This is a genomic window from Enterovibrio nigricans DSM 22720 (genome assembly GCF_900167155.1).
Lineage (GTDB): Bacteria > Pseudomonadota > Gammaproteobacteria > Enterobacterales > Vibrionaceae > Enterovibrio > Enterovibrio nigricans.
Window position 1 is genome coordinate 22,606 of the sequence record NZ_FUXU01000019.1, and the last position, 18,606, is coordinate 41,211.

Annotated in this window: 20 protein-coding genes; 7 read left to right on the plus strand and 13 right to left on the minus strand. The window is 47.9% G+C overall.

The genetic code is table 11. The features are described 5' to 3' along the window. The first annotated feature begins 15 nt into the window (after positions 1 to 15). The 6 genes from B5D35_RS09220 to corA all read left to right on the plus strand — a co-directional run bounded on the left by B5D35_RS09220 (position 16) and on the right by corA (position 4,609). Positions 16 to 531 carry a flagellar basal body-associated FliL family protein gene (locus B5D35_RS09220; protein WP_078752297.1) on the plus strand — a complete coding sequence of 172 codons (516 nt, stop codon included), beginning with the start codon at positions 16 to 18 and terminating at the stop codon, positions 529 to 531. 10 nt (positions 532 to 541) lie between these two features. Further along, positions 542 to 1,270 carry a FliA/WhiG family RNA polymerase sigma factor gene (locus B5D35_RS09225; protein WP_078752298.1) on the plus strand — a complete coding sequence of 243 codons (729 nt, stop codon included), beginning with the start codon at positions 542 to 544 and terminating at the stop codon, positions 1,268 to 1,270. Between the two features lie 9 nt (positions 1,271 to 1,279). Beyond that, positions 1,280 to 2,137 (plus strand): flagellar motor stator protein MotA, encoded by an 858-nt coding sequence (gene motA / locus B5D35_RS09230; protein ID WP_078752299.1) that lies wholly within the window; start codon positions 1,280 to 1,282, stop codon positions 2,135 to 2,137. Continuing rightward, positions 2,137 to 3,114: a flagellar motor protein MotB gene (locus B5D35_RS09235; protein ID WP_078752300.1), complete on the plus strand. Its 978-nt coding sequence runs from the start codon at positions 2,137 to 2,139 to the stop codon at positions 3,112 to 3,114. Before motA ends, B5D35_RS09235 begins: the two co-directional genes overlap by 1 nt. 110 nt (positions 3,115 to 3,224) lie before the next feature. Beyond that, the gene (locus tag B5D35_RS09240) at positions 3,225 to 3,506 is read left to right on the plus strand and encodes a hypothetical protein (RefSeq protein WP_078752333.1); all 282 of its coding nucleotides are present in this window, start codon (positions 3,225 to 3,227) and stop codon (positions 3,504 to 3,506) included. Between the two features lie 146 nt (positions 3,507 to 3,652). Continuing rightward, positions 3,653 to 4,609 carry a magnesium/cobalt transporter CorA gene (gene corA, locus B5D35_RS09245; protein ID WP_078752301.1) on the plus strand — a complete coding sequence of 319 codons (957 nt, stop codon included), beginning with the start codon at positions 3,653 to 3,655 and terminating at the stop codon, positions 4,607 to 4,609. A gap of 63 nt (positions 4,610 to 4,672) precedes the next feature. Here the strand turns inward: corA and B5D35_RS09250 are convergent, their stop codons facing one another. The 13 genes from B5D35_RS09250 to flgB all read right to left on the minus strand — a co-directional run bounded on the left by B5D35_RS09250 (position 4,673) and on the right by flgB (position 17,640). After that, the gene (locus B5D35_RS09250; protein ID WP_078752302.1) at positions 4,673 to 7,258 is read right to left on the minus strand and encodes a hypothetical protein; all 2,586 of its coding nucleotides are present in this window, start codon (positions 7,256 to 7,258) and stop codon (positions 4,673 to 4,675) included. 316 nt (positions 7,259 to 7,574) lie between these two features. After that, the gene (locus B5D35_RS09255; RefSeq protein ID WP_078752303.1) at positions 7,575 to 8,615 is read right to left on the minus strand and encodes a flagellin; all 1,041 of its coding nucleotides are present in this window, start codon (positions 8,613 to 8,615) and stop codon (positions 7,575 to 7,577) included. A gap of 17 nt (positions 8,616 to 8,632) precedes the next feature. Then, the gene (gene flgL, locus B5D35_RS09260) at positions 8,633 to 9,532 is read right to left on the minus strand and encodes a flagellar hook-associated protein FlgL (RefSeq protein ID WP_078752304.1); all 900 of its coding nucleotides are present in this window, start codon (positions 9,530 to 9,532) and stop codon (positions 8,633 to 8,635) included. 15 nt (positions 9,533 to 9,547) lie between these two features. After that, positions 9,548 to 10,921, minus strand: coding sequence for a flagellar hook-associated protein FlgK (gene flgK / locus B5D35_RS09265; RefSeq protein ID WP_078752305.1), 1,374 nt, complete (start codon positions 10,919 to 10,921; stop codon positions 9,548 to 9,550). Then, a complete protein-coding gene (locus tag B5D35_RS09270) occupies positions 10,922 to 11,533 on the minus strand; it encodes a rod-binding protein (RefSeq protein ID WP_078752306.1) in 612 nt (203 codons plus the stop codon). A gap of 10 nt (positions 11,534 to 11,543) precedes the next feature. After that, positions 11,544 to 12,665: a flagellar basal body P-ring protein FlgI gene (locus B5D35_RS09275; protein ID WP_078752307.1), complete on the minus strand. Its 1,122-nt coding sequence runs from the start codon at positions 12,663 to 12,665 to the stop codon at positions 11,544 to 11,546. Next, positions 12,665 to 13,351, minus strand: a complete 687-nt coding sequence (gene flgH, locus B5D35_RS09280; protein WP_078752334.1) for a flagellar basal body L-ring protein FlgH — start codon at positions 13,349 to 13,351, stop codon at positions 12,665 to 12,667. The genes B5D35_RS09275 and flgH overlap by 1 nt, the downstream gene beginning before the upstream one ends. 30 nt (positions 13,352 to 13,381) lie before the next feature. Beyond that, positions 13,382 to 14,167, minus strand: coding sequence for a flagellar basal-body rod protein FlgG (gene flgG, locus B5D35_RS09285; RefSeq protein WP_078752308.1), 786 nt, complete (start codon positions 14,165 to 14,167; stop codon positions 13,382 to 13,384). Positions 14,168 to 14,193: 26 nt separating this feature from the next. Then, positions 14,194 to 14,928 (minus strand): flagellar basal-body rod protein FlgF, encoded by a 735-nt coding sequence (gene flgF, locus B5D35_RS09290; RefSeq protein WP_078752309.1) that lies wholly within the window; start codon positions 14,926 to 14,928, stop codon positions 14,194 to 14,196. Positions 14,929 to 14,939: 11 nt separating this feature from the next. Then, entirely contained in the window at positions 14,940 to 16,136 is a 1,197-nt protein-coding gene (gene flgE / locus B5D35_RS09295) for a flagellar hook protein FlgE (RefSeq protein WP_078752310.1), read from the minus strand. A gap of 24 nt (positions 16,137 to 16,160) precedes the next feature. Beyond that, the gene (gene flgD / locus B5D35_RS09300; RefSeq protein ID WP_078752311.1) at positions 16,161 to 16,841 is read right to left on the minus strand and encodes a flagellar hook assembly protein FlgD; all 681 of its coding nucleotides are present in this window, start codon (positions 16,839 to 16,841) and stop codon (positions 16,161 to 16,163) included. Then, positions 16,841 to 17,275: a flagellar basal body rod protein FlgC gene (gene flgC / locus B5D35_RS09305; RefSeq protein WP_078752312.1), complete on the minus strand. Its 435-nt coding sequence runs from the start codon at positions 17,273 to 17,275 to the stop codon at positions 16,841 to 16,843. The genes flgD and flgC overlap by 1 nt, the downstream gene beginning before the upstream one ends. Positions 17,276 to 17,277: 2 nt before the next feature. After that, complete coding sequence (gene flgB / locus B5D35_RS09310) at positions 17,278 to 17,640, minus strand: flagellar basal body rod protein FlgB (RefSeq protein WP_078752313.1); 363 nt, start codon at positions 17,638 to 17,640, stop codon at positions 17,278 to 17,280. A 78-nt stretch (positions 17,641 to 17,718) separates the two neighbouring features. Here flgB and flgA point away from each other — a divergent pair, with 78 nt between their 5' ends. Beyond that, positions 17,719 to 18,513, plus strand: a complete 795-nt coding sequence (gene flgA, locus B5D35_RS09315; protein ID WP_078752314.1) for a flagellar basal body P-ring formation chaperone FlgA — start codon at positions 17,719 to 17,721, stop codon at positions 18,511 to 18,513. Positions 18,514 to 18,606: the final 93 nt, after the last annotated feature.

Genomic DNA, 18,606 nt, shown 5'->3' on the forward strand with positions numbered 1-18,606 from the left:
GAAGAGGTACAGGTAATGACAAAAAAACAACTTCTCGCCATCACTGGCATCATGCTGCTGTCGAGCGCGATCATTTCAGCATCAACCGTGTTTGGGGGCATTTTGTATTTGCAGCACACGGCCAAGACAGAAACCGGTGACGAAAGCCTTTTTTCTTCTTTCAAGATGCCCGCCTTTTTTGCAGAAGAAGAAGAAGAAGAAGAAGAAGTGAGCAAAAGCCCGAGCTTTCACCCGCTCGAAAAAATTGTTCTGTCTATTAAAGGTAACAACCAAACACACTTTGTGATGCTGGAGCTGGCTATTGAAACCCGCAACCCAGAGCGGATGGCTGCCATCGATAACTATATGCCTGTGATTCAAAATGCACTATTAAAGCTATTCGCTGACAAGCATTACAACGATTTGCAAGAAGACGGTGCCATTGAGAACCTTCAATCTGAAGTGAAATCCACGCTGATTACCGCATTCAACAAAACCGGTCTCGTACAGGACATTGACGATGTGCTTCTGACAAAATACGTCGTGCAGTAAGGACGCATCTATGTTGGACATGGCCTTTCACGATGGGTATGCAGACGCAGACATCAATACTCGCCCAGCGACACCTATCGACGAAAACTTACTGTTGCAGAAGCATCAGATTCTGGTTAAGCGAATCGTCAATCAACTTCGTGCTCACGCGACGACACATTGCAGTGTCGAAGATATGCAGCAAATTGGTTTAATCGGCTTATTAGAAGCAGGCAGGCGGTTTGGGAACATTCATGACCCTCAATTCCCCGCCTATGCCGTTTGCCGTATCCGCGGGGCGATTCTCGATGAATTGCGCCGCCTTGATTGGCGTTCTCGTAAAACGCGCCAACAAGCCCATGAGCTCAATGACGTTACCCGAGACTTAACACGCTCACTCGGAAGGCAACCCACCGATGCTGAAATTATCAAAGCCCTCGGTACAACAGAGAAAGACTACCATTCGCGACTAAACGCCTCTCTCGCCGGTGAAATGCAGAGCTTGGATCAACTCATAGAAAACGGCGCCGAAAACTATCTCGATGCAAATTATGACGGTGTCTCGCACGAAGAAGCACGCCTCAGCCTGGAGACAGCACTCAGCCAATTAAGTCAGAGAGATCAGCTGTTACTGACGCTGTTTTATCAACACGATTTAAATCTTCACGAAATCGCTCTGGTGCTGGATTTGACCCCGCCGAGGATTTGCCAGCTACACAAACAAGCATTGAAACAACTCAATCTCTACCTGACTGCCTAGGAGTCAACGATGCAAAAACTACTTGGAGCCCTCATTATTCTGGGTGGCGTATTTGGCGGCTATGTGATGGCTGGCGGAAAACTTGGTGCCATTTGGCAGCCCGCAGAATTTATCATCATCATCGGTGCGGCACTGGGTTCATTAATTATTGGTAACCCTTCTCACGTACTCAAGGAAATGCGCACGCAATTTGTTCGTGTAATGCGTCGCCCGCAAAACGAGCGTGAGTACTATATGGAGCTGATGGCCCTGCTCCAATCTCTGCTCGAAGCCATTCGTAATGGCGGTTTTAAATCACTCGACAGCCACATTGAAAACCCCAGTGAAAGTGCAATTTTTCACCGTTATCCGCTGATTGCAAAAGATTATCGCCTCGTTGCCTTCATTACTGACAATTTGCGTTTAATGGCAATGGGACAAATGTCGCCTCATGAATTAGAGGGCCTGCTCGAACAAGAGATCGATGCAATTGAAACCGATTTGCTGCTGCCTGCGAAATCGCTTCAGCGTACCGCCGAAGCACTACCGGGCTTTGGCATACTCGCGGCCGTTGGCGGCATCATCATTACTATGAGTGCCATTGATGGCTCCATTGCCATGATTGGCTATCACGTTGCGGCTGCTCTAGTGGGCACGTTCTTAGGTATTTTTGGCTGTTATTGCTGCCTGGATCCTGCAAGCAACGCCATGGGCCAACGCGTTAAGCGTGAAATGTCAGCCTATGAGTGTGTGCGTGCAACCTTGGTCGCTTATGTAGCGAAAAAGCCGACATTACTCGCGATCGATGCGGGACGAAAACACATTCAGCTAGATATTAAGCCCACGTTTAACCAAATGGAGCAATGGCTGGCTGAACAGGAGGGATAATGCAAAAACAAGAACACGTTGTCTTTAAGCGTGCAAAACATAAATCGCATGATGACCACCATGGCGGTGCGTGGAAAGTGGCGTTCGCCGACTTCATGATTGCCTTAATGGCACTGTTTTTAGTGCTTTGGGTGATGCAAGTGGTCGATAAGGAAGAGCGTAAAGCCATCATGGCAAACTTGCACAGTGCCAGCGTGTTTGACAACAGTTTTGGTAACCCTTTTGATTCGTCACAGAGCCTTTCACCGATTGACTTGGCTTCGGATTCGTCGGTGCCAAGTCAACACAATTCAAACCACACCGTGAGCTCTTTTTTTCAAGGTAATGGCAACGGCACGCATACAGATTCTTTAATCTTGGGCAAGTTTGATACGCAAGAGCAATTGGCTGCGCTCGCGAAGGTCGTCGAAGAGATGACGAAGCAAGTGAATGCTCAAGGCAATGTGAACGTCACCGTCACGCCACAGGGGCTGCGAATTGTGCTTCAGGACGACTACAAACAACATATGTTCAGCCGAGGAGGCGCGGACTTAACACCGTTCTTTGAAGACTTATTGTTGCTCCTTTCGCCAATTTTTGAGCAAGTGACCAACCCGCTCATTATCAGTGGCCACACTGACGCAACGCGATTCAAACAAGCATTTAGCGCCAAGTCGAACTGGGAACTGTCAGTCAATCGCGCGAATCAAGCACGTAAAACACTGGTCGAAGGTGGTATGCCGGAAGACAGAGTGCTGCAGGTTACGGGAATGTCTGACCGCGCCTTGCTAAATCCGAACGATCCGGAGTCATCAAAAAATCGTCGTATTGAGCTTTTTTTGCTGACAACACCTGCGGCGACGGTCATCGAATCACTATTTGGTACGCACGACGCCAGTGAGCTTGAAAAAGCACGAAATAAGGCGCGTTTTAACCAACCCGTCTATCGCGAAGAAATCGTCATTGAAGACGGTGACATTGCCATGGCTCAACATTAAAAATTAACCGCTTCATGTCGGGCAACGGCTAAAACTCTCAGAGACTGGTCATGCCCGGCATGCTTTTTCACCCCAACCCAAACTTAATCACTCTTAGTGCGTGTAAAACTATGTCACGTTCAGAACCTACCCAAAACGATATGATCAAGAAGGTCTTCCTTTGGCTTGTTGTCGTTGACTACCTGTTACTTGGGCTGTTCCTGTTTCTTTTGCCAACCCTGACATTGCGTGGCGGCACAGCCATTAGTACCTTGCTGATGTTGTACAATCTACTGCTATCTTTTCTATGCTTCCAGCGTTCTTCCCACCAGCACAGCCACATCATTTATCCAACACTGTCCGCAACCTTGTTGGCTTTTGTCTGCTTTCTCTATTTTTTCTTCCTAGTGTGACGAACAAACCTTATGAACTTGCCTATCTTGAAACTCAAGGCGTTATGAGCCAACACTTATAGTAAAGCTTGCTGTTATACCCAAATGACTTAGCGATGTTTGGGTATAACAATTAACGTCTGCCTTTTCTTACCTCGGGGGAAGTCATGCTTCGTTTATTCACCATTGAGTCCGGCTACATCACCGAAATTGCGGTTGATGACGAATCTGACATCAACACCTTAGTCGAGAAGGCCATGTGGATTGATGCACATGAGCCGACAGACAGCGAACGCGAACTCGTCAGCTCTTTGTTGAAAATCGACCTGCCCGAATCCGACGATGTAGAAGAGATTGAGACTTCCGCACGTTACTTCCTCGACAAAACGGGTTTACATGTCCATTCGCTTTTCCTCTCTCCAAGTGAAGGCAGACACAATACAGTCACCGTCGCTTGCATCCTGCAAAGCCAACGTTTGATTACTATCAGAGAGGGGGAAGTCGCAGATTTCAGGCTGCTTCGCTTTCGAGCGCGTAAACGTCAGGTTCGATGCAAAGATGTCGAAAGCCTATTGGTGACTTTGCTTGAACAGAAAGTAGAAAACCATGCGGACACATTGGAAGACTTACACCGAGAGTCTGAGAAAGTCAGCCATGCGGTGCTCGAAGATGATGATTCAGACTTAGAAGAGAGCATCGCCCACTTAGCGAAGCTAGAAGACAGTAACGGGAAAATTCGCCTTTGCCTGATGGATACCCAACGCGCTATTTCCTTTCTATTGCGCCACCTGCAAAACCGCGATGAACACCGTGAAACCATGCATGAGATCAGCCGTGACATTGATGCGCTGATGTCTCATACGACCTTCCTGTTCGACAAAATTAACTTCTTAATGGACTCGACACAGGGGTTTATCAATATTGAGCAAAACCAGATCATCAAAATTTTTTCCATTGCCGCGGTCGTCTTTCTACCACCCACAGTGATCGCCAGCGTTTATGGGATGAATTTTGAGTTTATGCCAGAACTGCATTGGAAATACGGTTTCGCCTTCGCGATTACGTTGATGATCGCATCAGGCGTTGCACCGCTGTTGTATTTTCAAAGGAAGGGGTGGTTGTAACCAACTCAATATATAAAAGCACCTCATAATGAGGTGCTTTTAACTGGGACTATATCAACCAATTTATAGCTGTTTATAAACTTCTGTCGCTTGACGGTTATATGTTGGAGCCCAAGAAGGTGCCACAACGTCTCTTTTCACCGCACCTTGGTTAATTGACCATCGGGTTTCAACATCTTTGATTGTTGCGTCATTAACCGTAATCATTTCAACCGTTTTACAAGTCTCAAATGTGCCGGCTGGGACTGTTACCGTTTCTTTGCCTGCATACATATAAGTAAAGTTCACTGTATCACGCACAAACGAATCAAACGGAGAGAAAATACCGCCGTGTTCCGCAACTTCTAATGCACTTAGGTTAACTCGATCGAATGAATACCCTGAAGAATGGTTCAGCAACATCGAGGCATTCGGCAGCCCTTGTGGTAGAGTTGCTCTTAGGCTGCCATAGCCAAGAAATTCGCCATTTTCATTAAAGCCTGGTTCAGTGCCGTCAGGGTTTAGGCCCATCGAACCGTAGAAAGAAACACCATCATAGTATTCATCTTCTATGACAACTTTTACACCGTCCGAATTAAATATCGAAACACGGCCTTTATGGAGCTTGCCATCAGTTTCTGATACCCACGATGGTAAATCGTAAACATAGGCGTATCGGTTGGCTAACCATGAGAAATTTGTACCCATAAATTCATGAATTTCTGTAAAGTCCTGAATGCCCTCATCTGGAAGCCACGTCACCTCTTTCTGAGCGTCGTAGGTTATCTTATCCCCTATAGTGGGAATATAATCAGCATCATCCAAACTCGCTAAACAAGCTCCCAATGTGGGAAACTCATCGCGACTATCGAGAATTGATTGCAGTGAATTGGCGCTGAACACATATTCTTCTTCATTTACCGCTGATGTCGGAGCCAAAATACGAACATAACCTTCAACTTCTGACAGATAAACTTTTCCATTCGAAGCGAAGTTATTCCACAACAGCCCATCCATATGGGTAATGCTTACCGGTGCTGAAATCTCGCGAATAACTTTTCCGTGAACAATGGTGTCTTTCCAAGAGCCCGTTGCAATCGGATCACCAAGAGGATTCATATAGTCCCAAAGGAAATAATTCACCGTTCCATCGGCAATGACTTCGGCAACTACACCGCCATTACTAATTCCAGCTAGAATAGCAGTTGAAGCAAGGCTGCCATCCGACGCTTCTTTGTATATTTGATCAAGCGTTTGTGCTGGAGAACCAGATCCTGTCGCGGCCTCAACATTTATTGCGTTACACATACCTCCTCGTTCAGCGGCATATGCTTCATCACACCAAGCTCCTGGATACAAACTAAAGTAATCATCAATCGTAGACTCAATTTTCAAACGATAAGCAAATGTACCCTCAGGAAAGACTGTACTTTCACTATAGAGGCCAGCCCAAACAGATTGAGTATCCGCAGTTTTCTCCATGACATCCGATACTTTTAGTCCCGAAACATCAACCTTCATGACTTTCGTTTTCAATGAAAGCTCGGTCGTCTTCATCTCCAGTGTATCAGAGCCATCGGGGTTACTTGTTATGCCTACGATTGTATCATCAGCAAGCTTCCAGCCGCTTTCGGTAAGCAATAAATCGGTATTTGACGGAGGGGTATAGACGTCAAAGGCGGTATAGTCTGCGTTTGATTTGTACTCGGTCTCGATTACTTCACCCTGATTGTCAATACTAACTACACCATATTCGAGCGTTGGAGCTAATCCAGATTTAGAACTGCTAAGCCAAAGCATTCCTTCTGTACGAATAAGCTCTGCCAAGCTGCTTTTTTGAGACTCCTTATCCGCATTATTTACATCAACTTTGTCTTTGATATTTTCAGGCGATAAGTCGATATTGTCTTTGATGGTGTCTGCAGCAGTATCAGGGTCAAAATTATCACCCTCAGAAACAACTTGGCTATTAATATCCGAAAGTACATTGCTCACTTTTTCCGCAATAACGCTCTGAAGCTCTTTATTGGAAATACCTTGTTGCGCTGCGGAACTTTCCAACTCTGAAAGTTTTGTTGCCATAACACGGGCGGTGACTTGGGCAACTTTGTGGATCTGATCAAAAACTGCTTTATCTTCATCGCTTAGCGAAGCGTTATTCTTCTCTGCGATATAATCTTTAGTAACATCTTGGTCAGTGCCCAGTTGCAATTGCACTGCAGCTACAGCGTCCTCAGAAGAGTTGCCATTTTCAATTTCATTTTGGATAAGTGTTGAAATAGGGCTGACGAAAACAGATTTGGCAGGTGCTGAAAGCACATATCCTTTCGTGAGAGCAACGCCAGGATTGTCGGTGTCCGTCGTTTGTCCCGCAATAACATTCACGATGATTGGATACGAATCAATGCTTTCTTGTGTCGTATCTAAAGTGAAAACACCGTTGGTGCCCGTTGTGGCAGTCGGTTCATTGCTGTCACACGCTTTATTTAAATTCAGATCAAGACAAACTTCTGCATTCTCTAAATAGCCATCAGCCGCTTTTCCGCTTAACGAGGCTGCTGTTGGGTTCGTCGGTGTCGTCGTATCGGTGCCCGTTGACGTGTCATCATCGGAACAACCGGCAAGTGCGAAAGCGATGACGCTGGCCAATACCGTTTTGTTAAATTTCATATACCCTCCATGGATAACGCTGTAGCAAGATTTTTTCAGCTTACTGATGATTTGGACGGTATTTATTCACAACACTCGAACGTTTAAAAATGTGAAGATTTAAATATGTGAATCACTCCACCAGAGACCACCCATATCTGATAACCATTTCGCAAATTATCCCGCATGAAAGTCAGCATTTCATTCACGTCAAATAATAACCAAAAACAAAACAGCAACTCACCATAACATTTTGTTACAGTTGAACGAATGAAATCAAAATATGAATATATCCCTATCAATACATATATAATCTAAATGAGTTATCCTGAAAAAACTATTTCAGCAACGCCACAACACTATGCCGCTTCACGTTCGCTTGCGCGTTCAGGGCTTCAAACGTCTTCGTGAACTGTCCAGATGAAGATTGAAAGTTCGCCAACACTGTGTTCACACCGTCGATGCTTAACGATTTCTTTGCATCACGGAGGGATGACATGTCAAAAGACAATTGTTGATGGAACGCCCTCGCTTCTCCTAGCCCAATGTGAACTTGCTGAAGGTGTTGGTTCACTTTCTTTATGGTTTGCTTGATCCCATCACGACTGCTGAGATCAAAACTTAACTCTGCGATCCCTTCCGGATCGGGTTTAATGTTCAATGCGTTAGGTTGACCTGCAGGGAAACGATATCCTTGGCCAGTCACCATGACTTTGCTTTGCATTTGACGATACGCACTTTCCTGCGCTTCAAACAAAATTGCCCCATCATTTCCTAGCGACGCTCGCATCCCCATTGGAATGAGGCTTCTATCTAGCATTTTTAGGGTTTTGACCCCGTCTGATTGCCCGTCAAAGTTAATCATCACCGACTGCCCTTGTGGAAAGTCGAGACGTATTTGTTCTGCCCTGTCGCTAAGGCGATGAATATTTAGCCCTGGTATGGCAAATCGACGTATATCTGCACTGTCTAGCTTCACGCGCAGTTCATTGTCCACCACACGTTTGCCTTCGTAACGTGCTTGGTGCAGGATTTTTTCGATCGTTTGCTTACCCTGTGACAGCCCTTCTTTGAGGGACGGAACATTTTGTGCCCCAACAGACAATGCCTGCGTAAGGCTGCCTTTGATTTTACTCAGTTCCCTACCAACAAGTTGCAGTGATTTAGATGCTATTTGAACAGACGTGGCTTGCTGTTGGCCCTGTGCCAACAGCATCTTAGAAACGGAATAGGCTAACGGAGCGTCAGCCTTTTTGATTGTTGTTCTTGGCGCAGTAATACTGCCATGATCCGAAGAACGAGATGGGGTGATAGAAGTCTGTTCATGGCTGGTTAACCGTATGCCGTGAGGTCTGACTTCTACTGTGCTCATCACCATGAAAACTTACCTGTTACTTAGATTCGATCGAACAAATTCAGCTCGTTGATTTTGACATAGCTGGCCTGAGTCGCCTGTAATGCCGCCAAATAATTGTTCAATCGAACAGACGCCTCGCCGTAATCCAACGCGGAAATATCACTGTTTACCTTGTCGACAAACAACTTGTTTTCGCTGTGCGTGCTTTTCATCAGATCGAGGTTATTAATTCGGCCACCCACTTCTGTCATCGCACCTAATACGTTGGTGTGCGTGCCATCAATGGCCCCCAACGTTGCGTCAATTTGTGTTTGGAAGTCAGCCGTTGGGTTCTTAAACTCCTCAATCATGGCATCAATCTGATTGAGCACATTATCCCCACCACCCAGATCGACAATGTCAGCCGCCGTCATATTGGATTCCATGGTCACGCCTTTTGATACCGTGACCACGCGCTTCTCACTGTTACCTTCAATGACATAGTCACCCGTGGCGTTTGAAATGGCCGGCGCATTCGAATTGGTGCCCGCAAACAAATAGTGCCCTTCCTCATCTTGCGCGTTAAACGAAGAGGCAACGGAATCGCGTAGAATTTCCAGTTCAGCAATCATCCCTTCGCGATCGGCATCGGCCAACGATCCATTGGCACCCCAAAGCACCAGTTCGCGCATACTCTGCAAGCTTTCCTCGACAGAGTCTAAGTGAACTTCCTGACTCGACAGCGTTGTGTTTACATTGGCTATGTTGGTTTGATACTGCGAAATAGCGGCACTTTCTCGTTCCAAATTCAGTAACTTAATGGATGCCATAGGGTCATCTGACAGCTTGGTCAAACGGTCGCCGGTCGACATTTGCTGCAAAACCAGCCCCAAACCACCATTGTTTACCTGAAGGCTGGAAAGCATCATCTGACTGAATTGATTATCACTGATACGCATGGTTAGTCTCGATCCTTAAAACAGTTGAAGCACAGAGTTGAACAGCTCGTTTGCCGTGCTGATCACCTTCATGTTTGCATTGTGGACATTGGCAAACATCATCAAGTTGCCGGCTTCTTCATTGCTGCTGACGGCACTGAGATTATTTCTCTGGGTCAGTGCTTCTTTATTCATTGCCGCTTTTGCCTCGTAATCGGCAGCGGCTTGGCGCGATTTAATCGCGGTTTCACCCACCATCGCGGTGAAAGCATCATTCAGTGAAACATTGCCAAACCCCGTGACGGATACAGGCTTATTGCTCAGTTCAATCAGGTCTTTTAAAACATCACTGTTACCCGCGGTGCCATCGGCAGAAAACGCCAACTCTTCGGCTGAAATGTCTGTGACCGTAATGCTGTCGGCTGGATTGGCAGGATCGTAAGTAAATAACGGCTGACCGGGATTTCCGTTCAAGTCTTTACCCGTGGCTAAAACGGCGTTGACCTCGTCTGCGAGTGCCTTGGCCATGTCATTGATAGCCACTTGGTTCGGTTTGAGGACGGATGCTTGATAGTCATTCAACGCACCCAATTCACCACCTACAGAATCGTTCACTGCGAATGATTGGTTGCCAAACTCCACGTAAAGATCAGCCATGTAGGCGTCGTCGGCATGAGAGACGGTTTTTAACTGCCCAGCTTCACCACCCATCACAAGCGGTTGACCACTGGCGAGCGTCACCTGCAACGAGCCATCGGGTTGTTCGGTGGTTTTAATTTCCATGACTTTGGAAAGCTCACCAATCAACATGTCACGGGTATCTAAAAGCTGTGCAGAGCTTCCGCCCGTTCCCTGTGCTTCCATCAACTGTTTGTTAAGATCGGCGATGTTGTTTAGCAAACTGTTCGCGTGAGAAACCGCTGCATTTCGCTGATCGTGCATGTCTTTATGTTGGCTGTGCATCGCGTCGTTCAGGGCATTAAAACGACGAGACAATGCTTCCGCCTCGTTGATGATTTGCTGACGCAATGGCTGTGACTCAGGTTTCGTTGTCGCTTCATTCAATGCCGCAAACATGGAGTCCAGACCCGCTGATAAACTAAAGCCATCAGCCCCTAAGGTGTTTTCCAAGTGACTCATGCTCGACGAGTAACGCGCGGCATAAGACGCTGTACTGTTCGTAGACCAAAGCTGTTTAACCAAGAAATCGTCGGTGACACGTCGGATGCTGGTGACCTCAACACCCATGCCAGCACTGAGACTGTCTGACGCTGAACCACCCACAGATGCCATCATGGCTTGCTGGCGGCTGTATCCAGGAGTATTGATGTTGGCAACGTTTTGTGCCGTGACACTTAACGCCACACTGTTCGCATTAAGGCCAGACATGGCAATATTCACGAGGTTCATTTACGGCTCCAGAGTTCTGATTAGCGGTTGGGCAAACGCGGTGCTTACGGCAACTTCAACCTGCTGTTTGTTCATAGAGGCGACCTCTAAGTCCGGATTATTAACCAGGTTGCAGCCATTAAATCCAGGCGCGATGTGTGATTGTGATCTTGATTCCGCTTTGATTACGCAGGATGCATCATTCGCCGCTGGCGCAATGAATTCGCGGAGTACAGCGGTATTGACGGAGTCCGTTTTCGCCGGTGTCAATGGCTCTGAATTTGCTGGGAACGCCGCAAAGGGAGAAACAGAAGGCCCCAGTTGTTTCACCAACATATCGGCAATGCCGGCATGTTGTTTCTTTGCCATTTCAATCGCCAATTGCCCGTCGTACATGTCGCGAAAAACGCCATATTGCTGGCTGGAAAACGGGCTATCTTCGTCTGCTAGCGCATCGCTGCTGCTGCGCATCTGACGCAAAACCAATTGCAGAAACATGGCTTCAAATTGCCCTGCCACCTGCTCCAACGCGCCTTGTTGATCGCTACTGTGTTTGATGTTCGTTAGGGCTTTATTGTCGTGATACAACATGGAAGACCACTGCGCTTGTTCTTTTAATCCATCTAGGTTCATTGCGTTGCCCTTAAATCACGACGAGTTCTGCGTTCAATGCGCCAGCCTCGTGCAAGGCTTGGAGAATTGACATCAGGTCAGTGGGAGTTGCCCCTAAGCTGTTCACCGCATTGACGATGGTGCTAAGTTCTGTGCCTTTTGGCCAGATCACCATCTGAGCTTCTGCTTCATCAATGTCGATTTCTGAGTTATCGACGGTTACTGTTTCTCCATCGGCAAACGCGTTCGGCTGACTCACCTGCTGGGTTTCAGAAATCGTGACGGTCAAACTTCCGTGGCTGACTGCCGCCTCACCCACTTTAACGTTTTGACCAATCACCACGGTGCCTGTACGGGAGTTAAACACCACGCGAGCGGGCTTCCGGCCTTCCTCTACACGCATCTCTTCTAACATCGACAGCATAATGACGCGTTGCTGTGTGTCTTTCGGTGCCAGCATTTCAATGCGGCCGTTATTGATGGCCGTGGCCACATTTGGCCCGAAGGTATCGTTGATCTCTCGCGCGATATTCTTCGCTGTTGTGAAGCTCGCTTTGCGCAAATTCAGTGTGATGGTTTCTTTTGAATTGAAGTCAGATGGGATCTCACGTTCCAGCGTGGCACCGTTAGGGATGCGACCCGATGTCGGTGTATTGACCGTGGTTTTTGAGCCACTGCGCCCTTCCGCCGTTAGGCCTCCCACAACCACGTTTCCTTGCGCCACGGCATAGACCTCCCCATCGATACCGCGCATTGGCGTAAGCAGCAAGGTGCCGCCACGCAAACTTTTCGCGTCCCCAATAGAAGACACCACAACGTTTAATGTTTGCCCTGGCCCAACGTGCGGGTCAACAACCGCCGTGACACTGACAGACGCCACATTGCGGAGCTTAGGGTCAGAATTCGCGTCTATCTGCACGCCAAATTGGCGCAACATGTTAGTGATCGACTGCGAGGTAAATTGGACTTGGTTTCGATCACCCTGGCCATCCAAACCCACGACAAGGCCGTAACCAACCAACTGGTTTTGGCGAATGCCCTGGATATCAACCAGATCCATAATGGGGATCTCTGAATCTGCCTGTGCCGTCGTTGATAACCCCATTGATAGAAAAATCAAAAGCGAAGACAGTAGGGTTTTGTATTGTTTCATTAAAACGGCATCCACGGAGAATTAAAGAATTGGGTCAGCCAACCTGATGCATTGCTGTCTGCCAGCGCACCGCGTCCTGCATAGGTAATGCGTGCATCACCAATACGTAGGGAAGAAATCTGATTGCTTCGGTTAATGTCATCAACACGGACAATGCCGGTAAGACGAATAAACTCATCCCCTTGATTCAAGCGAAGCCACTTTTCACCGCTGATACGCAGTACGTCATTCGGCAATACCTCGTGCACGGTCACGGTGATCGCGCCTTGTAATTTGTTGCCTTGAGAGCTCGATGCGCTGCCATCGAAATTACGGTCTGCGTCGATATTCACCGCCGCATCAATGCTGTTAGAACCAAAAACAGGCGCGACGAAACCCACGCCTGCATTTTTATTGTAGCTGGTATCGGCTTTCTTACTCGATTCCGTTTCTTCGGTCAGCATTACCGTCAGGATATCGCCAACGCGATACGCGCGGCGATCCTGAAACAGTGTCATGGTGTATTGATGACGATAGAGGCTGCCATCTGTTGCCTCCGGTAGTGAGTAATCCAACACAGGCGGCGCATAATCCGCACTGTCCGGTTTTTGTGGTGCAAATTCAGGACGTGCCGAACAGCCCGCTAACACTGCCAGTAGCAACACCCAGCTTTTTGCAAACCCAGATATTGCACGTTTTTTTATCATCACCATTTCATTACACCTTTTACGCCGCCGTTAAACTGACTGCGCAACAAACTTGAGCATGTCATCCGCCGCTGAAACGACTTTCGCATTCATTTCGTAAGCGCGTTGCGTGGTGATCATGTCGACCATTTCTTCCACAACTTGCACATTGGAGCCTTCCAGCGCACCTTGTTTAATACTGCCCGCACCGTCTTGACCTGCGACCAATTCTTCTGCCATGCCACTGGCTTCAGTTTCGCGGAACAAGTTACCGCCAACGGCTTCCAGACCTGCTGGATTGATAAATTTCGCAAGGGTAATCTGACCGATATCTTGCGGCGCAGGATCACCCGCCGTGGTGACGGTTACACGACCATCTACACCAACAAAAACCGACAACGCATTGTCTGGAATTTGAACTTGCGGTTCTAACGGCAGACCTTGCGTGTTTACCATCAGGCCTTCTGAATTGACATGAAACTGCCCGTTACGGGAGTACATGATCTCGCCGTCTGAGTTTTCTATCTGGAAAAAGCCTTGTCCCATCACAGCCATATCAAGCTCTTGGCTGGTGTTTTGCGTATTGCCTTGGGTAAACACCTTCTGTGTGCCCACAACACGAACACCACTGCCTAGCTGAACGCCGCTAGGAAGCTGATTGATGTCATCAACTTGTGCACCTGGCTGGCGTTGAATGCTGTAAAACAAGTCTTCAAACACAACACGGTCACGTTTAAAGCCGACGGTATTTACGTTCGCGAGGTTGTTTGAAATCGCCGTCATTTTGGTGTCTTGGGCGGCCATTCCCGTTTTACTGACCCATAAAGATGAGTGCATGTTTACTACTCCTTTGTCGACAGCGACTAACGCGCTGCCATCAATTTATTGCCTGCTTGAGCAAGGGTTTCTGCGGTTTTCATCATGCGAATTTGCATTTCGAAGTTGCGGGTCAGTGACATCACACCCACCAGCTCATCAATGGCTGAAACGTTACTGCTTTCAATATGTTCTGACGCTACCTGTACCGTCGGATCCACATCGAACGGTGCACCATCAAGGCTATGTAGCAAACCATCACTTTCTTTTTGAAGTTGGTCGATTCCCGAGTTAACCAGCTTAAGCGTCCCGACCTGCATTTCTGCACCACCGCCCGGCGGCAATACAGTCACCGCACCGCGCTCGCTCACTTCGACTTTCTCGAATTCCGGCAACACCATCGGCGCACCATCCGCACCCACCACAGGGAATCCGTTAACACTCAATGCGCCAAAGTTGTCGACGTTAATGTTACCGGCACGGGTATAGGCTTCATTTCCCATAGGAGTTTGCACCGCAAAGAAACCATCACCCATGATGGCAACATCTAACGGTCTTCCGGTTTTCACCGCATCACCCGCGTCAAAGCGCGTCATTGCAGAGTTCGTCACCGCCAATGTTCGTCCATCAAAACCCGCCCCTTGCAACTGCATGCTCTGAACGCGCTCCATGTCCGCGCGAAAGCCTGCGGTATCCGCATTCGACAAGTTGTTTGATCGCACGTGTTGTGCTTTTAAAACGCGGCTGGCACCTGACGCAGCGGTAAATAACAAACTGTCCATGTCAAACTCCGTTAGATAGCGTTAAACAGAGCCTGAGTGAGTTGATCACTGGTCGAAATGGTTTTGGCGTTGGCCTGATAGTTACGTTGTGCCGTCATCAAGTTCACCAGTTCACTCGTCAAATCCACGTTGGAGCCTTCCAGTGCACCCGGCGTCAGGCCGCCTAGCGTACCTGCACCCGGCACACCAATGATTGGCGAGCCAGAGCTATAGCTTTGCGTCCAGCCAGTACCATTCACGCTTGCCAAACCTTGTGGGTTAGCGAAATCTGCCAGCACAACCTGACCTTGAAGCTGAGATTGGCCATTGGTGTATGTTGCATACACCATGCCGTTATCTTCCACACGAATACCCGCCAAATCGCCGGATGTGTATCCATTTGGACTGTTGGTGCTCACACCAAACGTTGCGCCAAACTGTGTGCTTCCGGCTAGGTCAATATCAATGCTCATCGGGTTGGCACCCGCAGCTGGAAACGAAATATTAAACGCGCCTGTTGGGGAATTTAGTGTGCCGTCTTCATTGAAGGTCACTGGAATGGTTTCAACGGGCGTTGGGCTGCCATCAACCTGCACATTCACTTCCCACGCGTTGTCTGCGGTTTTCGTAAAGTACTGGGTGACAGTGTGAGAATTACCTAGGGAGTCATAGACTTTTGATGTGTATGAAGAATTGAAAGTCCCTGTATCGTTAGGGTCAAACGGCGTAGCAGTGAGGTCGATGGCCTCTGCGCTCGCATCAAAGTTAGCGATAAAGTCCAACTTATCGGTCGCTTTTGCCGCCAGTGACGACGTAGATACTTCCATGTCACCCACTGAACCCGTCAATAGGTTGCCATTGCCATCAACACTGTAACCTTGAAGCTTGGTGCCCATGTTCGACACGATAAAGTTATCTTTATCCGTACCAAACACACCTGCTCGTGTGTACACCATCTGGCCTGCACTATCTTTCGTTACGAAGAAACCCGTGCCGTTTATCGCAAGGTCCATGGAGCGGCCCGTACCCGATACCGAGCCATTCTTATCAAAGTTCTGGGAAATTGACGCAACTTCAACGCCACCCGGCTGCATGCCGTTGTAAACCGCTGAAAACTCTGTGCGCGCACCTTTGAAGCCATGCGTAGACGCATTCGCAATGTTATGGCTGATGGTGTTCAGTTCTGTGTTGGTCGCATCCAGACCACTCAGTGCAATATTAAAACTCATGAATTACCTCTGACTCGTGCTTGGTTATGCGCCAAACTGCGTGATTTGATAGAAAGGAACATTGCCGACACCCGTGATGTTGACCAATGCCGCACCGCCGGTGCTTGGAATTCTGACCTGCTCAACCTTTCCGGCGAGCAAAATATTCGGGCTGTCCTGACCGTCTTGAACCTTGACTGACACCGTGTATTCTCCCGGTTTCAATCCCAGCTCTTCTGGGTCAATGGAAAAATCGACGTCACCGGCCCCATGCGCGCCAAGCGGAACTTCTTTGGTTTGTCCGTAAGCGTCTTTTACGACCAAAGTGACTTGGTTCGATGCATGCTCAAGCTCAATTTTTCCGCTTTGAATGTCTTCACCCAATTCAAACTTGTCGCTAGACACATACACGGTTTCACCCACCAATCCCGCCGTTGACAGCACTTGCATGTTATCGAGCAGCACCATGCTGTTTTGCATCAGTCCAGACATGTTCTCCATGCTCTGCACTTGCGAAAACTGCGCGAGTTGGCTGACGTATTCGGTCCCATCAAGGGGATTTAGCGGGTCCTGATTTTGGATTTGCGCCACCATCAGGGTGATAAATTCATTTTGCAGTGACGAAGAACTGTTCATGTCCATTGGGTTGGCAGAAACTGCGGCTTCTTCACTTCGCGCGTTTACTGGCGAGTCCGCTGATAGTGCGGTGTAATGTGCAATACTCATTAGCTGCCTTGTCCTAATTTAAGCAGCCCTTGCTGCATACTCTTTACGTTTGCCATGACTTCAACATTGGTTTCAAACGAGCGGGTTGCTGACATCATGTCGGCCATTTCTGACACCACATCAATGCCTGGGTAATAAACGTAACCTTCGTTGTTTGCCAATGGATTGTTAGGTTCAAAACGCTTTTCAGCCTGATTTTGCCCTTCAACCACATCGACAATTCGAACTTGGGCATTGGGGTACATGTTCTCCCCGGCGACTAATTGCGTGTTGCTGTATACAGTGGCAAACACAGGCTTGAGTGCTTTGTAAGCATCATCTGGGTTTGCCGATACGGCATCCGCGTTCGCAAGGTTACTGGCAACCGTATTGAGTCGAACGGTTTGCGCTGTCATTGCTGAACCCGCAATGGTGTAGATATCGGTGAAAGCCACGATTAACATCCTTCAATCACTTTTGCCAGCCCGCTGAACTTCATGTTCAAAAAGGTCAGGCTGGTTTGAAAATCCATGTTGTTCTGGGTGAACTTGGCTTGCTCAACCCCCAGCTCAACGGTGTTTCCGTTTTTGCTGTTCTGGTACGGCACGGAATACTGGGCAAAAATCTGCATATGAGGGAGAGGTTTCCCTACCCCATTTGGCGATAGCTGACTCATCACTGTGGTAAAGCTAAGGTCTCTAGCGAGATAGCCTGGCGTGTCAACATTCGCTAGGTTACTCGCAAGGACTTTGGTACGCTGAACGCGAAAATTTAACGCATCCGGATGCACACCTAACGCATCATCAAACGTGATTGCCATGCGTCTCTCCTTCATATTTCCTCGAATACTGGTAGAGACAAACAAATTGCGTGCCAAAATAATAATCAAGTAAATACAATGAGATACACAAAAGAATGGAAGCCCCGCTTCCGCCTATGGGAAGTGCGTTTTATTGGTGGGAAGCAACTTTTTTCCTTTGCCTTGCTCACCTTTCTTACAGCGTTAACACCACGCGTAGCATTTGCCGACGACGGCCAAAATCTCGACGCAAAATCACTCGAATCTTGGGTATTGCATGCATACAAAGGTGAACTAGAAAGCATTGCGCAAAGCCAACATTGGCCTGCCTATTCGGTTGACGCCAGCATTCGAATCCCGCCATCTGTCGTGCATTTATCAATATGTAAATCGCCAATGATCATTGAAGGAAGGGATCACCAGTCGCTACCAATTGGTAACCTCAAGCGAGCGATATCGTGCAATGATCTTACCTCCCCTTGGCGAATCAATGTCTCGATAAAAAGCACAGTGACCTTGCCAATCGTCTTTGTGAACGAAAGCATCCAACGCGGCGAAACACTTAAACCATCAGCCCTGTCGTTAAAGCGGCATACCCTAAATAAAGGCTACCCGTTCTTCACAGACCTTTCTGACATTAAGGGATTAAGAGCAATGCGCCGCTTGAAAGCCGGGAGCATGCTTAACGCGTCGCACTTGGAGTCCATCCCCCTCATCATTAAAGGTGATGAAGTGCTATTGACCGCATCCAAAGGGGATTTCCACGCCTCGATGAAAGGCGTTGCATTAGAAGAAGGAAAGAAGGGCGACCAAATCGAGGTACGTAACCTGTCTTCGAACAAAATCGTTCGCGCCGTGGTCACCGGAAAAAACACGGTCGAAACTGCATTTTAAATAAAATCACGACAAAGCTCATAATCGATAATAATTAGCACCAAAATGAGTTTTATTGTAAATTATTAAGCGCGATTTTTTTCTATATTGGTT

Bases quoted from the DNA above. Each gene is read 5' to 3' on its own strand.
- B5D35_RS09220 (WP_078752297.1), top strand. From the start codon at position 16: ATGACAAAAAAACAACTTCTCGCCATCACTGGCATCATGCTGCTGTCG.
- B5D35_RS09225 (WP_078752298.1), top strand. From the start codon at position 542: ATGTTGGACATGGCCTTTCACGATGGGTATGCAGACGCAGACATCAAT.
- motA (WP_078752299.1), top strand. From the start codon at position 1,280: ATGCAAAAACTACTTGGAGCCCTCATTATTCTGGGTGGCGTATTTGGC.
- B5D35_RS09235 (WP_078752300.1), top strand. From the start codon at position 2,137: ATGCAAAAACAAGAACACGTTGTCTTTAAGCGTGCAAAACATAAATCG.
- B5D35_RS09240 (WP_078752333.1), top strand. From the start codon at position 3,225: ATGTCACGTTCAGAACCTACCCAAAACGATATGATCAAGAAGGTCTTC.
- corA (WP_078752301.1), top strand. From the start codon at position 3,653: ATGCTTCGTTTATTCACCATTGAGTCCGGCTACATCACCGAAATTGCG.
- B5D35_RS09250 (WP_078752302.1), bottom strand. From the start codon at position 7,258: ATGAAATTTAACAAAACGGTATTGGCCAGCGTCATCGCTTTCGCACTT.
- B5D35_RS09255 (WP_078752303.1), bottom strand. From the start codon at position 8,615: ATGGTGATGAGCACAGTAGAAGTCAGACCTCACGGCATACGGTTAACC.
- flgL (WP_078752304.1), bottom strand. From the start codon at position 9,532: ATGCGTATCAGTGATAATCAATTCAGTCAGATGATGCTTTCCAGCCTT.
- flgK (WP_078752305.1), bottom strand. From the start codon at position 10,921: ATGAACCTCGTGAATATTGCCATGTCTGGCCTTAATGCGAACAGTGTG.
- B5D35_RS09270 (WP_078752306.1), bottom strand. From the start codon at position 11,533: ATGAACCTAGATGGATTAAAAGAACAAGCGCAGTGGTCTTCCATGTTG.
- B5D35_RS09275 (WP_078752307.1), bottom strand. From the start codon at position 12,665: ATGAAACAATACAAAACCCTACTGTCTTCGCTTTTGATTTTTCTATCA.
- flgH (WP_078752334.1), bottom strand. From the start codon at position 13,351: ATGATAAAAAAACGTGCAATATCTGGGTTTGCAAAAAGCTGGGTGTTG.
- flgG (WP_078752308.1), bottom strand. From the start codon at position 14,167: ATGCACTCATCTTTATGGGTCAGTAAAACGGGAATGGCCGCCCAAGAC.
- flgF (WP_078752309.1), bottom strand. From the start codon at position 14,928: ATGGACAGTTTGTTATTTACCGCTGCGTCAGGTGCCAGCCGCGTTTTA.
- flgE (WP_078752310.1), bottom strand. From the start codon at position 16,136: ATGAGTTTTAATATTGCACTGAGTGGTCTGGATGCGACCAACACAGAA.
- flgD (WP_078752311.1), bottom strand. From the start codon at position 16,841: ATGAGTATTGCACATTACACCGCACTATCAGCGGACTCGCCAGTAAAC.
- flgB (WP_078752313.1), bottom strand. From the start codon at position 17,640: ATGGCAATCACGTTTGATGATGCGTTAGGTGTGCATCCGGATGCGTTA.
- flgA (WP_078752314.1), top strand. From the start codon at position 17,719: ATGAGATACACAAAAGAATGGAAGCCCCGCTTCCGCCTATGGGAAGTG.